Raw genomic sequence first — 15,884 nt, 5'->3', positions numbered from 1 at the left:
CCTCAATCTCTGGATCTTATGACGCTTCGGCTGCTGCCGTTAGAGGCCGTGGTTGCAGTTTCAGGTTATTTCAACGATCCGAAGGTTCCCTCAATGTCACAAGTCTCTTTCTCAATGGATACCGGATTTGGATGGACTTGGTCCGACAACTTTTCCCGTGATCAGGCGCGGCAAATCATCGATGCACCAGTCGGAGCGACGCTGAAATTCGATGAAAACCGTTCGGTGTTGATCGGCGAGGAAGATATCACGTTCTCAAAGATCTCGAGCACAGGAACTTCCCACGAAGATCTGCCTCGAAAGAAAGTCGTTAAGGAGCTGGTGCGCCTACTACGATAGGCCGGATTTGGGTGGCGCTTTAAAAATAGCGCCCCAGGCCCGAAGCCTTTCCCTCCCCCGTCATCTCTCTGTGGCCGAACCCCAAAACAATCCGCCGGGCCGCCTGCGGCGTGACGTCAGGTGTTCTTATGAACATGCCGGCGAAGACGAGCGGTTTGGCCATGACGAGTTCGATCAGCTCCGGCAGTTTCGGTGAAGTGCGCCGGCCAGTGAGCTTGCGTTCCAATCAGTTGCCGCGTCAGCGCCAGCCGGTCGTGTTTCTTCAGCCCGAACTCGGCGACCGCGATCAGAACTTGGGATTCTCGCATTTAGGTACCAAGCAACACGTCGGTTCTCCGCTCCATAACGTAGAGGAATCCGCGTCCTTTCCTTTGGGCCTTCAGGTCGGCCTGTCGATCCGAATGCCGGCACGGATCTGCTCGGCGAGCGATGGACCTTCAAGGTCGCCAATCCCGACACCGCCAGGCGTCGCGACGTCGATCCCACCTTTCCTTTGCACGTGCCTGTGCCTCTGCACCTCGCCCTGAAGCTGCCGCGTCCAGGTATGGATCTGCACTATGGTGGGGTCGGCCTGCGCAACCAGGGCGCCGACCGCAAGTACGGTCGGGTCAGGATCCCACAGCGGGCCGGCAGGGTGGCCAAGCTGGGCGAATGGCGCGTCGGCAACGGCGCCCCGGATAGGGCGGGTTCAGCAGCTTGAGCTGAAGGTTGCTGGCCGAGTTCCTATCCGTCGAGCCGACGGAAACGCATGCCACTGTGCGCAAGATCTGCGAACGACTAGGCGATCAGATTGCACAGGAAGAACGGCGCGCAAGGCCTCATGAAACTGATGAAGGGCGCCAGCTCGAAATGCATCTTCCCGACGATCGACGCAAAGAGTTCGTCATTAGCATCGACACGGCTCATGTTCCCAGTGCCGATTCCGATTCGGCACGAAGCTTCGAACTCATTGTAGCCCGATGCGGCCGCCGCGGTCGGGGCGAACCCGGTGGCCGCTATTTTGTCCCCAGCACCGGGCGCTGGAGCCTTTCGAGTGCCTCGACTAGGGGCTCAATAGGCATCCCGATTTTCGGATCTGAAAGGGGTAAGCTCGCAACCGTCCCTCCGGAAGTACACCTGACCGGTCAGTCGACCTACGCAGTTATCGCACCAGAAAACAGTTCTGAAGATTATTACACATTAGATGAGTGCAAGATTGCAATATAAATTCCACTCATGTAATGTGTGAGAATGAGACAAGAAAAATCGACAAAGCAATACGGCGAACTGGCGGCGAAAATAACCGAAGGTCGCATGCGACTTGGTCTTTCACAGACGGAGCTGGCCGCGGAACTCGGACTCAAACAGCAGGCCATCAGCCGTTGGGAGGCCGGGACCCATCGCCCCAGTGTGGATCAGGTTCCTGCACTCGCTAAGCTGATCGAAGAGGAGAGCTCGACCCTTATGACACTCGCCGAATACGGCCGGCCTGCTGCCTCCAGCCTATCGACCCTTTTTCCCGTCGAGGCCCTACCCCCGGATGTTTTCGAACGCTTTGTCGAAGCGTTACTCGGCGATCTCTATCCAGAAGCGGAGGTCAACATCCTCGGCAGTCGCGGCCATGCCCAAAAGGGTTCCGATGTTATCGTAACGTACCCAGATGGGCGCGTGTTGAGCTTCCAGTGTAAGCGGGTCGAGCGCTTTGGGATAGCAGACATCGAAAAGGCCATAGCTGACCACACGCTCGACGCGGAACGCAAATTCCTGGTGCTGAGCAAGATCGCGACGCCGGCCGCAATCGAAACGGTCACCGCGCACCCAGGTTGGAGCGTTTGGGACAAGCAGGTGCTAACGCGCAAGGTTCGCTCTCTGCGCATCGAAGCGCAGGAACGCCTCGTTGACATCTACTTCCGAGGCCAGCGTATGGCGCTGCTCGGGCGTAACGAACCCGGCCCCTGGGTCAGCAGCGAGGAGTATTTCGCCCCATTCCAGGGACGCAGCGCGATCTTTACGCACGACTGGCCTCTTGTTGGCCGCGACAGTGACGTCGAGAGAGTGGTAAGAGCACTTGGGAATCCGGCCGATCAATTCATGCTGCTTTTCGGGCCGGGTGGGATCGGCAAAACTCGCATTCTTAAGGAAGCGATCGCTCGATATATCCGTCAACACCGTGGGACTCTGGTCCGCTTCCTGTCGGCTTCGCAGGAGCCTAATGCGGCCAGCCTCGCCGCGCTCGGTACTGGCCGCAAGCTGTTGGTTGTCGATGATGCCCACGATCGCGAAGGGCTGAAGCTGCTTGTCGAATATGCCGTGAACGAGGGAAATCAGACAAAGCTGTTGATTGCTTCGCGGCCATATGCCGAGCAAAGGATCAGGAACGAGTTGGCGCTGTATGGGATCGCAGAGCCGCAATCGATCACGCTTGACAGGCTTGACAGGGATTCGTTGCGCAAGCTCGTTATCGACGTGCTGATTGAATTTGGCGGCGATCCCGGCTCGGCCGACGCGATCCTGGCTGCAGCGTCAGACAGCCCGCTTGTCGCAGCGATGGCAGCTCGCGTTGTCGCCGAGGAGGGGTTGGCTCCAGAGCTGGCACGCGGCGAGGCGAAATTGCGGCGGTTCATCCTCTCGCGCTTCACTAACGTGATTACCGGGCATCTCGGAGCACCATCCGACGCCCCGCTTTTGCGCGCTGTGTTGGAAGTGATCGCACTCATCCAGCCATTTCACATCGACGATCGCCGTGTCGCCGAGCTGGTCCAAATTACACGTTCCAGCATACACTCTAATGACGTAGTCCGCGCTCTGAAGCTACTCGTCGACGGCGGCGTCCTATACAAGCGCGGCACGCTTTACCGTCTCATGCCAGACCTTCTCGGCGACTTTCTAATCGAAGACACCTGCATCGGAGCGGAAGGCCGGCTCGCCGATTTCGCTGTCGCGGTAGCGGACCACGTCGAGGCGGATCGATTGACGCAGGTACTTGTAAACCTTGGGCGCACGGATTGGCGTATGGCCGACGGAGACCCCTCGAATAGCCAGCGGCTCGAGCCGATCTGGCAATCGCTGCGAGCGATCGACGAGCCGCATGATGGGCGAATTGCCGCCGTCGAGGCCGTCGCCTACTATCAACCTGCGCAGGCACTTTTGTTCGTTCAGGCGCAGATTGAACAAGGCCGAATCCTGAGGGAGTTCGGGAACATCCTGAAGCGCGTAGCGTACAGTCCTGAACATCGCCGCGACGCGCTGGGATTGCTGTGGGATCTAGGTCAGACCGATGATCGCGACACGAACCCCCATCCCACCCATCCTATCAGGATTCTGGCGGACCTCGTCGGTTATGATGAATACAAGCCGGTGTCTTTCAACGAGGCCGTGGCGGAGTTTGGTTTCGAACTGCTGGAAAAGCCAGACGTCTGGAGCAGACGGTATACACCCTTCGACATCGTCAAGCCGCTGTTGAGCGGCGAAGGAATGACGACAAGATCGACGGGGAGAGGGATTTCCATGTCGCCTTTTCTCGTCGACTATGACGTTGTGGCCAAACTGCGCGGCCGGCTGATTGACCGTATCATCGAACTGCTGGAGTCCGACAATGAGCGAGCAGCATTCTGTGCGGCTCGCATAATCGAGGACAGCGTTCGCTCGCCGTATGGCATGCTGAACAGCTCTGTCCCGGCAGACTTGAGATCAAAGTATGAAAGCGAATTCTCCGAGACGATCGTTCGGATCGCGGCACTTCTCGCCAAGGGCACGCTCGCGCCTACTACTGTTATCCGACTTATCAGGTCGCTCGACTGGTATGCGAAGTATGGCAGCGGCCTGCTCCATGATCAGGTGAGTGAGCTGTTTCGCATGTTGCCGGCCGACCTCGACTTCCGTTTCCATGCAGGCATTGCTGAAGGTGCGGAATTCACATTCGTCGGGCAGACACCCTTTGACTCCTGGAGCCGGGAGAAGGAATGGCGTACTGCGTTCGTAAGCGAACTGCTTGCCGCGTATCCCGACCGGAATGTCCTTTGCGATGCGCTCGTCGAGAGGTTAAAAACTGTGAAATCGGTTGGCATGTCGGTGTTCCCGGCCGCTCAACTCGTCGAAAAAATGATCAATGCTGACCCGGGAATCGGCGCAAGCATCATCGAAAGGTCCCTCTCGGATCCCGATACGATATTGCGGACCTACCTCGGCCTTGCTGTGGGCGCGGTGTTCGAGACGCAAGCAGATCAGGGCCGTTCGCTGATAGCGCGGATGATTGAAGCAAATGATCCGGAGATCCGAACGAGGGGGGCGGAAGGTCTGATTGGCCTCAGGCGACACTACGACCAGGCGGATGTAGACCTGCTGAGTTCAGCCCTGTCGTCCGCTCACCCCGACGTAGCCTCACATGCCGTGAAAGCACTACAGAACTGGCGGGGTATGTCCGCTCGCGAAGCGGTTCCTCTCCTGCTTTGCGTCGAATTTGGCGAAAATGCCGCCCTCTTTGACGACGTCGCAGCCGCGTTGACCCAACGCTTCGAATGCGCGCTAGAAGAAATGGGGCCGACAGAAGTCGACACCCTTCTCGAACGCATGAAATCCCTGCGTCGCCTGGACGATTACTGGGCGGGCGAACTCGTCACCCGCCTCGCCCAAAAGCACGGACTTGCCGTGGCGGAATTCTTGCTCGACAGAGCAGACATTGCTCTCGCAAAGAAAGACGGCGAGGACTATCGCGCGGTTGGATATGGGCATCGCGGCGGTGGCCTTAGGCTTGAGACGTCCCCGGACATCTCCGCAATTTTGAAGCGGGTTTGGCGGTGGCTGGATACGCATGACGACGTTTGGGCGAGAGCACGCTATTCAATTGGCGAGACCATCGCGGCCATGGTCAAACTGGATAGTCCGCCGGTCGTTGAGTTCCTTGACACGATGCTCGAGCGTGCGACTGCTGGTGATCTCGAGTGGATCGGCCGTATCCTTCACAAGGCGCATCATACGTTCGTGATCACCCAACGGCGATTCATCGAGGCCTATCTCAATCGCTGCAAAGCGGTGGAGCCGCGATTGGTCGATCTCGCCATCGATCAGCTCGGCTCAGCTGCAGTGAGTGGCAGTTGGTCAGGGACGGCCGGCGAGCCCATGCCACGTGACGTCGAGGCGCGAGATGCTTCAGCAGCAATTCTTGCTTCAATGTCGCGGTTGTCTCCAGCGTACAGGCTATATCGGCGTATCCACGAAAATGCTCAACGAAACATTGCGCAAACACTTGCGGAGGCCGCTGCCTTCGATGACGAGGACTAGGGCCAAATGAACACGATTTTCTGGTCATGGCAGAGTGACCTTGAGGAGCGGGTGACACGGAATGTCATCCGGGAGGCTCTTGCGGGAGCAATCGAGGATCTTGATGTCGAGCTTGACGAACGGCACGAGCTTACTTCAGACACGCAGGGTGTAGCGGGATCGCCCGACATCGTTGCAACCATCCTCGCGAAGATCGCCACGGCGCAGGTCTTCGTCGGCGACGTCACCCCACTTGCAGTTTCGCCAAAGGGCAAGGCACTAGCGAACCCCAATGTCCTGATCGAGCTTGGCTATGCAAAGCGGGCAATCGGGCTTGAGCGGGTGATCCTCGTCTGGAACAGCGCCTTCGAGGGCGCGACAATCGACAAACTGCCTTTCGATATGCGCGGACGTCGTGCGCCCATGTCCTTTCATTTGCCAATCGAGGCAACGACAGCCGAGCTCCGCGTTGTCCGCGAGAAGCTGCGCAAAGGACTTCGAGACGCGTTGAGGCTCTCTATTGCGGTCGGCTCTTCCGCAGCGGCCCCGTCCGTGCCGTCGTGGCAGCCGACCGGTCAATCACCCGGGCTCTGGTTCAACCCGGAAAACCGCCTAACGATCAACGAAGATGGTAGACCGGGAACAAAGGAAATGAGCCCCGGCCCTTACAGGTATGTCCGGATCCTACCACGGTTTTGGAAAGTTCCAGCGGAGTTCGGCCTGGACGGCCAGCGACCTGTAATTTTGGGGCCGACGCAAGGGAGCAGCTGGGGCTCGACGAAGGGCGGCTTTCTCGTGTTTACTGGCAGCTTTCGGGCGGGGCTCGAGCTGCCGCTGCGCAACATGGTCATGCAGTTTCGCGAGAGCGGAGAACTCTGGGGCGTCGATCCGTTCGAGGCAAATGGAGAGACTGGCGAGCGCTTCTTCGCCGATGCGGCGATCAGCCATTTCTTCGCCTTCATCAGAGACAATCTACCTGTCCTTGCTCGCCAAGGCGCTAAAGGACCTTTTGAAGTGATCATGGGCGTTACCGGCTTGAAAGGACGTCACTGGGTAACGGAAACCCGCTGGGGCGGAAATCCGATTGCACTCGAGGAGAGTGCCGAGGCCAGATTCACTCTCAACGGGACAAATGAGGAGCAGTGGTTAGACGCGCTTGTGCCTGCCTGGGGTACCATTGCTTCGGCCTTTGGCGTTGGTCAGCCGCCACGCGACACGGTGCTCCAACAGATCCGGGGTCGCCGCTAAACGCGAACAGAGACATCTTCGTGATGAGATACCCGCGACGTTGCTGGTGGCATTGCGATCTCCGCTGGCACCGTTCGCGAGGATAGTCGATCTTAATTTGGTGATGATGCTGTGGTCGATAACTCAGCGGTTTGTAGATGCTGAATGAGATTGAACAGAAAAAAATATAGACCTATCAGCCCCTGTTTGGATTCGGCCAGCTTGACCTCGGCATGTACCCCCTTCGAGGCAATGTCATTCAGCCTTCGAGAAAACAGCGAGAGCTGATCAAGCTCCTCGCGGAGCAAATCCTTCGCCGTCGAGCGGCTTAGGTTCCGCGCGATAAATTCCTGGAGCCTATTCATGTATTGTTCCTCGCCGAGGGATCGCTCCTTCCCATCGGCGCAACGCACCAACCCGTCCATCGCCGGGAAAAAATGGTCGGCGACCGATTTAAGCGAACGTCTGACTTCTGTAAGCAGCAGCGATGAATCCTCGCTATCACGAGAGGCCACCAGCTGGGCAGCCTTGGCCAGCTTGACGTAAATTTCGTTGGAATGGGCTCGAAAGTAATTGTTCACTTCGGTCTGAACCTCGACCAAGAAGTTCTGTGGATTGGTTTGCAACTGTAGCTGCCGCTCGACCTGGATGGCATAGTTGAGGCACCTAGTCTTGAGACGGGCTCGAATGGTATTGAGCGCCGCCATGCGCAGACGTATGGTTGCTTTTTCTTGCGCGTTTCGATCCGTGAATACAGCGATATCGAACGGAGCCATGCCAGAAGGGAGCGCCATGTCACCAATTGTGCGCTCCCACTGATCCAGTTCAGAGTCTATCTCGCCTGCACCAACTCGCAAGACGTTCCTGTCATCTCCATCCTCGTTCTGCCCAAGGCTGTAGTCCAATGTATGGACTTCGAGCCATCGCTCAAGAGAGAACTCGGACAGGTATTTGTGAGCTTCCTTAGTCAGATGGGACGCATCATCGAAGATCACGCGAGCTACTTCGTGTTTGTTCGGATTGAGCTCGCGCAGGAATATCGCTGAGGACGGATAGTCCTTCAAATGGCGAGCCAAACGCAGGCATCCCATAACTGCCTTTTCGATCTTATCGTCTTCAAGGTGATCAAAAATCCGTGCGATGATCGGAGCGTAGTCCATGGTTATTCTTCCTGGCATTTCTTGGCAGTGAATACTCTTGGTTGCCTAGAGAACATAGGAATCCCAAATCTGCAATCGGCTTCGGCTTGGTCATCAGCGCTGGTGGCAGGTCGGCCAGCAATAGCGTCTCTACTTCCTCGGCGCAGGACCGCCGCGAGCAGCCGGCCCAGCCACGGCGCAACGCTGCAAGACTTGCAGTTCGTTCCAGGCGTCGAGGGCAGCAGGCAATCGGTCTCGTCGAGCGACGGCGCGCCATTCGTCCTCGTCCCAGTCAAGATCGTAGACCAGCGTCTCCTTGTCCCGCTCTGGGCGCCGGGCGGCCGACGTCACCTCGGTGATGGCCGCTTCCGAGCGCGCCAAAATGGCGTCGATCGTCGCCAGTTCCTGTGCCAGGGGATCGGCGGGATCGATTTCGGGCCTATCCCCCTCCCCGACCAGCTCAACCACAACGCTCGGCCCGGGGTCACCCGTTGCTTCGTCCGCCGAGATGTCCGCCGCATAGCTCGCCGTCGATCCACAGCGAGGCGCAGGCATCGGCAAAATGCATTCGCTCAAGGAAGTCGGCGCCGACGGTCGAGGGGGCGATCCGCTCATCCAGACGCGCGAGCGCAGCCCCGGTGTGGGTTTTGCTTTACCGTTTCAAACCGAAAATTGTCTTATGGTCGTTGGGTTTAGACGATAAACGCCGTACTCCGCTAACGATTTCGGTGAGCCACTTTTTGCCAGGTCATTGCAAGATCGAACATCAACGGCAGCTACAGCAGTTCGCGACCAACGGTAGTCGACGAGCGTTCGTGCTAAATCCCGGGCGTGCCAGCGCGGCACAAACCACAGTATCGGCCGCCGCTTCCGGCACAATCTTCCCAGGGCACCCGGGCTTTGAAAGCTCCCTCCCCTTGCTCGACCTGAAGTCGTTAGGTGAAAGTTCGGCGTCGTATTTACCGCTGAGCGCTTCAATTGAAATCACGAGGCCAAAGCTACACCCAATCCGCCCCGGCTTCCGTCTCATACGTAACTGGGGCACTTTTGGTGGCACGGCGGAGGTTGTTGTGCTCGAGAAATCGCTTAATGTTGTCACGATCAACCGCTACGAGGCTAGTATTTATGCGCGTTTTCGTCTTGCTCATGGGCTTCCCAGGCGTCGGGAAGCTGACGATAGCCAATGAGTTGCGCACCCTCGTTTCTGCAAAAGTCATTGATAATCATTGGTTCAACAATCCAATATTTCGCCTGCTGGACGACGACGGGATGACGCCCCTCCCAGACGGGATATCGGAATACACTGGGAGAATCCGACAGGTCGTCCTAGACGCGATTGTGGCCTACAGCCCTCCGTCGGAAAGCTTCATCTTCACGCAGGCGCTTGTCGAAGGCAACGAAGGTAGTCTTCGCACGTTTCAACAGATCTCTGGCGCGGCACAGCAATGCTCTACGCCGCTCATACCTATAAGATTGCTCTGTGATGAGGACGAGTTGGCGCGTCGCGTTTCCACACCCGCACGCCGCGAGCGTCTAAAGTCGATCGACGCACGAGCCTCCAGACAGAGAAGCAGAAGAGCTCAGGTCTTCAATCCCCAACATCCCTTTGCCGCGGATTTGGACGTTACTTCGAAATCAGCGGAGGCTAGTGCAACGGCAATCCAGGAGCATGTCATGCGAGTGATTGCTGGCGATTTTGGTCCACCTCTGCAGGGTTCGACGTCCTGCCATAGCTACAAATTCGATCCGGCATGCCCCGGTTAGCCTCATCGTTAACCCGTGCCGATTGGGTGACTTTTCGCCGACGGGATGCGAGACCTGTGTATAAGCAGGAGATGTGGGGGGGGGCGGAGTAGTGGGTGGGATTCCGCGTCTGGGGCAAATCATGATTCCTTTCGATCATGCCGAAGAAGCGACTTGCCTCGCCCGAACATGCCGACACGCTTTCCCTGAAGGCGTTGCGCGAGCTCGTGACAGGTTTGGTCGATGAGGTGCGCGAGCTCTCAACAGAGGTCAAAAACCTTCGTGTCAAAAACGCCGCCCTGCGTGAGGACAATGAAGCACTTCGCCAGGAGAGCGCCCGCCTCAAGGTCGATAACCAGCTTTTGCGCGACGAGATCGCGCGGCTGAAGAACCTGCCGCCCCGACCGCCGTTTCGCCCGTCGGGCATGGACAAGGCGACAGATGACAAACGAGATGCTCGCCAAGCGACCAGCAAGAAACCGCGCGGCCCGAAGCTCGATCTCAAGCGGATAAGCCGCGAGGAAGTCTTGCACCTCGATGTTCCGCCCGGCTCGCGCTTCAAGGGCTACAAAAGCTGCCATGTCCGGGAACTGATTGTCACCGCTGAGCTCGTGCATTACCGGCGAGAATGCTGGATCCTGCCGAATGGCAAGGCGGTGCTGGCGCCGTTGCCGCAAGGGGTCGTCGGCGGCTACGGCCCAAACCTCAGGCGGTTTTGCCTGATGCTACACGCGCAAGGACAGGTGACGATGGCGCGGCTGACGACGCTATTGAACGATGTCGGCGTCAGCGTCTCCAAGCGCCAGGTCGTGCGGCTTCTGACAGGGGGACTCGACGGCTTTGTTGCCGAGGATGCGGCGGTGCTGCATGCCGCCTTGTCTCGGCCCCCTACATCACCGTCGACGATACCGGCGCTCGGCATGCGCGCGAAAACTGCCACACCACCCAGATCGGGGCCGAGCATTTTACCGTCTTCCGCACCACCGCCTCAAAGTCCCGGCTGAACTTCCTGTCGCTGCTGAGAGGCAGCTATCAGGACTATGTCTTGAACGACGCCGCCTTCGACTATCTCGACGACCGTCGCGCCGATCCGGCACTTGCGGCCAAACTCTGCAGCCATGAACCGCGACGCTTTTGCAACCAGGTGCCGTTCCTCGAATATCTGGCCCGCAAGGGTATCGACATCTTCAACAGGCAAGCGGTCCGTGTGCTCGCGGAAGCCGGCATCTGGGGATCCATTCGCCATCACGGTCTTCTCGGCGACACCGTCATCGTCTCTGACGATGCCGGCCAGTTCCGGGTCGGCAACCACGCGCTGTGTTGGGTTCACGCAGAGCGACTGCTGCAAAAACTGATGCCGGCAACGCCGCGGCAGGCCCGCAACGTCTAGACGGTGCGGGATCTCGTGTGGCGGTTCTACCGGACGCTGAAGAGCGTCAGGCGAAAGCCCTCGCCCGGCCTTGCCGCCGCATTCCACAAACGCTTCGCGCGGATCTTCTCGCTGCGCACCGGCTATCACGATCTCGACAAGCTTTTGGCGCGCCTGTTTCGCCGCAAGGACGAACTGCTCAAGGTGCTGGAACGGCCAGACACCCCACTCCACACCAATGCCTCGGAGAACGATCTGCGCAGCTTCGTCACCAAGCGAAAGATTTCCGGCGGCACGGTGAGCCGCGATGGCCGCGTCGCACGCCACACCATGCTCGGACTGATGAAGACCTGCAGAAAGCTCGGACTTTCCTTCTGGCGGTATCTCGGCGATCGCATCGGTCTCAAAGGCCAGGCCATTCCGCCGTTGGCCGCCCTGGTCGCGGCAAAAGCCAGCGCCTGCCTCCCGCAAGTACAGGGCGCCAAGCTGCCCGGCGTTCTTTCCTCAGGCTGTCCGTCGCCAACCACAATAAGACCCGGTCGGCCCGAAGCTGCGAAAAAGGCGACGTAGAGAACGACAACGGTAAATCGTAAAATTTGCCGGATTTTCATTATCCAAGGCGTCAAATATAAGAACATACGGTAGGACCGTAACCCGGCGCACACTGCTGGCCACTGGAGGATTTGCAACGATGGGGTCGGTGGCCGCTGGATTGCCCGTGTTTAAAGTCCTGTATCAGGGCAATCTCTTTGCCGACTACTTTCAAATGTACCTGCGCGACGAAACTCATCCCGATCTGCCTGACGACTACACGGATGAAGCGATCACCCGCCGCCTTGCGGCCGGACCGTATGCGGTCATTCTCCACACGGTGCGCAATATGACTGTGCCGGTCCACGTCGAATGGCATGATCGACGCCCTGCCCCTGACCTCGACGCCTACCAACATGTGGTCGAAGCCAGTTTCGACTGTCCATCGGGCCAGCTCGTACTGGCCGGTCTGACGGACTACGATCCTACTGCTCCACGACTTGCGGTGAAAGTCGGGCCGCTCGGCGTGCGGGCGAATCTCTCCGGTCTCGACACACTCAGCGAAGACGGACTCAAAGGGAACGACTGCTACCTCGTGCAGCTTTGGCCTATGACCGAACCGGAAGGTGTGCAGGTGTTGAAGGCATGGCCGTGAAGCTGTCGCTTTTGGGTGCGCTCCAGCGTTACAGATAAAAGCTACACTTGCGACGTATCACAATTGGGTGGCCTTTCGCCCAATGTTACAGGACGTGACCGGAGCCATCCTAATGTCACGCGCAGCTTCGGGCCGACCGAGCCAATCAACTGGCGCCAAACTACGTTTTGCGCTCCTCGAGGCCGACCCGCCGTCGCCATTCGCCTCGTGCACTCATGCCCCTATGATTCGATCGCAGCGTAGCGCTCACGACCATCAAAGCGGCAGTGCCACTAAATCTGCCCCGGTTACCGTCTCATACAGCGACTTTGCCTTCTTAGGCGGTCATTAACCACCTGTATTAACGTCTTAAATTTCACAAACGGAAATCAATTGGACATATGCTTCCGTCATCCGGACGTCTCTTTTCGTGGCGTATACCTATCGATAGGTTTCAGGTTTGGATAGTGATAGCTCCGAGGACGCAAAGACTCGGGTCCCCGGATCAGCACGGGGAGAATCACCTGCTAGATAGAATGGACTGACCGAAGGGGCGGGTCCAGTGTGAGCGCTATCCGCCTCGCATTATCCTCCAGATTCTCCTTCCAATGAGTTACGACGGCTTGCGACATCGTCTGGAGCTGCCAATTGTCATGATTTCGCCCGCAGAAGCCCGCTGGAGCGCTTTTGCTATCGTTTACCATCAGCTCACCATCTTCCCTTCCGTTTTGCGTCTGATGGCCCCCAATTTCTACCATAAAACACGCTTGCAACTTACCTATTTCTCACGCACCTTCTCATCCTCAATCAAATGACGGTTCGAAGGCGCGATGGCGAAGCAACAAACAGCTGATGTCCAAACTCCGCAGCGGCTAATCGGTTACGCCCGCATGTCGACGGATGACCAGGCCAACGATACCCAGTTGGACGAGCTGCGGGGCGCCGGCTGCGGCCGGATCTATCAGGAGCATGGCACCGGGGTTTCGCGCGCTCGGCCTGTCTTGACCAAATTGCTGGGCGAGCTCACCTCGGGAGACGTCCTGGTCGTCGTCCGTCTCGATCGGCTAGCCAGATCCGTGAGCCATTTGCTGCAAGTAGTCCGGGATCTTGAACATCGCGGCGTACACTTTCGGTCAATCCACGATCCGATCGATACCTCAACTCCGCAAGGCCTGTTTTCCCTCACGGTCCTTGATGCCGTCGAAAAGCTCGAGCGTTCGCTGAACGCCGAGCGAACCAAAGCGGGCATCAAGGCCGCGAAGGCTCGGGGCAGGCTGCCTGGAAACCCGGGCCTTCGAGAACGGCGGCCGGAGGCCATTGCCGCGGTTTCAAAGGCGCGGGAAAAGCTCTATCTCGATGAGCTGATCGCGTCCGCACAGGCATGGCTTCCGATGGTGCGGCAACTCCGGCCTCAGCACAGTTGGGATAATGTCGTTCGCGTTCTCAACCGTCGTGGCCAGGACTGGACCGTCGAACGCCTTCGTCGCGCCGTGCATCGAATGGTCCGCGCAAAGCTCGCGGAAAATGATCTGCTGGCCCGATCCCCACGTCGCGCCCCCGAAGACCATTTAATGCAACTGGTGGCGGCGATCGCGATCGCCAACCCCGATCTGTCGCTTCGCCAAATTGCCGCCGAACTGGACAAACTGGGAGAGCGGCCGATGGGAGGCACCAGAAAATGGATCACCTCTTCCGTCCGAGACTTGCTGGACGAGGCGCATCGGTTCGGCCTCATCCACCGCTGAGGCGCATTCTATCAGGCACCATGGCCGACATTCTGCCGAAGGAATGTCAGCAACGCCGAGCTCCTTGGCTGACGTGACACACTCCCTGCGCCGAACCGGCCTTGCTTGCCTGGCCGCCAGTGATCGAGGTGACGGCCTGCGCGATGCCGAACTTGCAGGCAAGCCCGAGCCCCTTTCAAAGGTCCGTGCCGCGGCAGTTCCCTGCCCTTCCGATCCGTCCCGGCCATACCGAAACGTGACCATAGTGCCCAGCAGGTTCCCTCACTTGCTTGATGACCCAACCGTCTCAAAAGGTCGAAGTGCACGCACATATCGGTGAGGCGTTTGGCCCTAAAGAGCAGCAACGATTTTACAGCAGCTGGGACAATTGAGCGCCTAATCGAAACCTAGCACTGGCAGGCCAGCCCTCTCACCCCCACGGAGCGTTGGCCAAACTGTCTAAGCGCCGCAATGGATATTCTGTTGCCGGCGCAGGCCCAGATCGTGCTGTTTGGGGCGAAGAGTTCGTCGCCCTTTACAACGAAGCCTAAGCACCCTCCGTCGGTGACAAGCACCCTCGCTCATTTGGACGTTCTGCCTGAGAAAACTGGGGTGAACTCTGGAATGATCTCGAGCCCCTGCTTCGACGGGTCCTTAACGGCTGGGAGACGGTCTTTGCAAAGGACCGTCCCTTCTACATCGAACACCACGGCTACCCGGAAACGGTCCACTTCGACATCTCCTATTCGCCCGTCCGCGACGAGGAGCGCCGCGTTCGCGGGGTTCTTTGCATCGTCAACGAAACAACGGACCGGGTGAAGTTCGAGAGTGCATTGCAGGCGAGCGAAGAGCGACTGAGGGCGATTTTTTCGCAGTCCGCCGCAGGGATCGTTCATTCGGACCTCACCGGCCGCATTCTCCCGGTCGACAACCGCTTCTGCGAGATCCTCGGCTATAGCGAAAGCGAGCTGTTATCGATGCAAATGCGGGATATCTGTGTCGCCGGAGACATCGCCGAGGCAGACCGGCTCTTTGAAACGATGGCTGAACGTGTCCAGACATTTGAGATGGAGACCCGCCTTCTGCGAAAAGGTGGCGGTTTCCAGCAGATGACCGCCATCATCGTCGACATTATCGAACGCAAGCGCGCGCACGACTTCGAGCGTCGCCTGGCCGCGATCATCGCTTCGTCCAACGATGTCATCCTTGGCATCGATCTCGGAATGGAAATCATGCGTTGGAACACTGGAGCTGAACAGCTCTGCGTACACATGGCTGACGAGGTCATAGGCCGATCCGTCCAGATCTTGGTTCCGGAGGCGCCGGGGTGAGGAGCCTGCAATTTTGCGCCAGGTCAGCGTCGGCCTAAAGGTCGAGCCATACGACACGGCAAGGCTCCACAAGGACGGTCGAAGCGTCGATGTCCTCCTCAGTGTCTCACGGATCTATGACGCCTATGGCGTGATCGTCGGCGCTTCGAAAATTTCGCATGACATCTCGGCCCGAAAAGATGCTGAACGCCTACAGAGCGTCCTCGTCGGTGAACTGAACCATCGGGTGAAGAACCTTTTAGCGATTGTGCTTGCGATCGCGCGCCAAACGCTTGGCCACGGCCAAATAGATGCGGCGGACGAATGCAGCCACGTATGGCGCATTTGCGGTGGACCAGGGCCGCGTCTCGATCGTTTGGGCAGTACAAATTGGGACCGGGTCTCCCGCGAGACGGGTCGTTCGATGGGAGGAAGTGGGAGGCCCGCCGGTGACCCCACCGACCCGAAGAGGTTTTGGTTCCCGGCTGATCGAGAGCCTGATGGCCGCCGAGCTCAATGGCACGGTCAAAATCACCTATGACCCAAAGGGCGTCGTATGCGAGGTCGATGCGCGATCACAATAATGCTCGAGTGGACCTTTTCAATTTCGCTCACCGTCGGTGTCATTGC

General features: G+C 58.4%; 14 protein-coding genes and 2 pseudogenes. 13 read left to right on the top strand and 3 right to left on the bottom strand.

The genetic code is table 11. The annotated features are described in order from the left end of the window. Positions 1 to 18 precede the first annotated feature (18 nt). Positions 19 to 339, top strand: a complete 321-nt coding sequence (locus IB279_RS17525; RefSeq protein WP_192339419.1) for a hypothetical protein — start codon at positions 19 to 21, stop codon at positions 337 to 339. Here the strand turns inward: IB279_RS17525 and IB279_RS17520 are convergent. Next, a pseudogene (locus tag IB279_RS17520) lies at positions 331 to 629 on the bottom strand (helix-turn-helix domain-containing protein); the annotation flags it as partial. The gene IB279_RS17525 and the pseudogene IB279_RS17520 sit on opposite strands and share 9 nt — an antisense overlap. A gap of 940 nt (positions 630 to 1,569) precedes the next feature. On the opposite strand from IB279_RS17520, the gene IB279_RS17515 reads away from it, so the two are divergent. Continuing rightward, entirely contained in the window at positions 1,570 to 5,598 is a 4,029-nt protein-coding gene (locus tag IB279_RS17515) for an XRE family transcriptional regulator (RefSeq protein WP_192339418.1), read from the top strand. A 6-nt stretch (positions 5,599 to 5,604) separates the two neighbouring features. Further along, entirely contained in the window at positions 5,605 to 6,825 is a 1,221-nt protein-coding gene (locus IB279_RS17510) for a hypothetical protein (RefSeq protein ID WP_192339417.1), read from the top strand. Between the two features lie 92 nt (positions 6,826 to 6,917). On the opposite strand, the gene IB279_RS17505 is transcribed toward IB279_RS17510, so the two are convergent. Then, a complete protein-coding gene (locus tag IB279_RS17505; protein WP_192339416.1) occupies positions 6,918 to 7,964 on the bottom strand; it encodes a hypothetical protein in 1,047 nt (348 codons plus the stop codon). A gap of 129 nt (positions 7,965 to 8,093) precedes the next feature. After that, complete coding sequence (locus tag IB279_RS17500) at positions 8,094 to 8,519, bottom strand: hypothetical protein (RefSeq protein ID WP_192339415.1); 426 nt, start codon at positions 8,517 to 8,519, stop codon at positions 8,094 to 8,096. Between the two features lie 549 nt (positions 8,520 to 9,068). Between IB279_RS17500 and IB279_RS17495 the strand changes: the two genes are divergently transcribed. The 10 genes and pseudogenes from IB279_RS17495 (at position 9,069) to IB279_RS37955 (ending at position 15,838) form a co-directional block, all read left to right on the top strand. After that, positions 9,069 to 9,707 carry a chloramphenicol phosphotransferase gene (locus tag IB279_RS17495; RefSeq protein ID WP_192339414.1) on the top strand — a complete coding sequence of 213 codons (639 nt, stop codon included), beginning with the start codon at positions 9,069 to 9,071 and terminating at the stop codon, positions 9,705 to 9,707. Positions 9,708 to 9,901: 194 nt separating this feature from the next. Then, entirely contained in the window at positions 9,902 to 10,690 is a 789-nt protein-coding gene (locus tag IB279_RS37180) for a cell division protein ZapB (protein WP_192339413.1), read from the top strand. Positions 10,691 to 10,731: 41 nt separating this feature from the next. Next, positions 10,732 to 11,076: a hypothetical protein gene (locus IB279_RS37175; RefSeq protein ID WP_246801996.1), complete on the top strand. Its 345-nt coding sequence runs from the start codon at positions 10,732 to 10,734 to the stop codon at positions 11,074 to 11,076. Between the two features lie 3 nt (positions 11,077 to 11,079). Then, entirely contained in the window at positions 11,080 to 11,625 is a 546-nt protein-coding gene (locus IB279_RS37170) for a transposase (protein WP_309142288.1), read from the top strand. 121 nt (positions 11,626 to 11,746) lie between these two features. Then, positions 11,747 to 12,241 (top strand): hypothetical protein, encoded by a 495-nt coding sequence (locus IB279_RS17480; RefSeq protein WP_192339412.1) that lies wholly within the window; start codon positions 11,747 to 11,749, stop codon positions 12,239 to 12,241. Between the two features lie 587 nt (positions 12,242 to 12,828). Then, positions 12,829 to 13,035 (top strand): hypothetical protein, encoded by a 207-nt coding sequence (locus IB279_RS17475; protein WP_192339411.1) that lies wholly within the window; start codon positions 12,829 to 12,831, stop codon positions 13,033 to 13,035. A 15-nt stretch (positions 13,036 to 13,050) separates the two neighbouring features. Beyond that, entirely contained in the window at positions 13,051 to 13,965 is a 915-nt protein-coding gene (locus IB279_RS17470; protein WP_192339410.1) for a recombinase family protein, read from the top strand. A 617-nt stretch (positions 13,966 to 14,582) separates the two neighbouring features. Then, positions 14,583 to 15,275, top strand: a complete 693-nt coding sequence (locus IB279_RS37690; protein WP_256439273.1) for a PAS domain S-box protein — start codon at positions 14,583 to 14,585, stop codon at positions 15,273 to 15,275. Positions 15,276 to 15,288: 13 nt separating this feature from the next. After that, a pseudogene (locus tag IB279_RS38150) lies at positions 15,289 to 15,525 on the top strand (PAS domain S-box protein); the annotation flags it as partial. Between the two features lie 178 nt (positions 15,526 to 15,703). Then, complete coding sequence (locus tag IB279_RS37955) at positions 15,704 to 15,838, top strand: hypothetical protein (RefSeq protein ID WP_309142302.1); 135 nt, start codon at positions 15,704 to 15,706, stop codon at positions 15,836 to 15,838. Positions 15,839 to 15,884: the final 46 nt, after the last annotated feature.

The organism is Ensifer sp. ENS06, assembly GCF_014852205.1.
Taxonomy (GTDB): Bacteria; Pseudomonadota; Alphaproteobacteria; order Rhizobiales; family Rhizobiaceae; genus Ensifer; species Ensifer adhaerens.
Note: the sequence above shows the minus strand (reverse complement) of the source record. Positions and strands in the feature narration are given on the sequence as shown.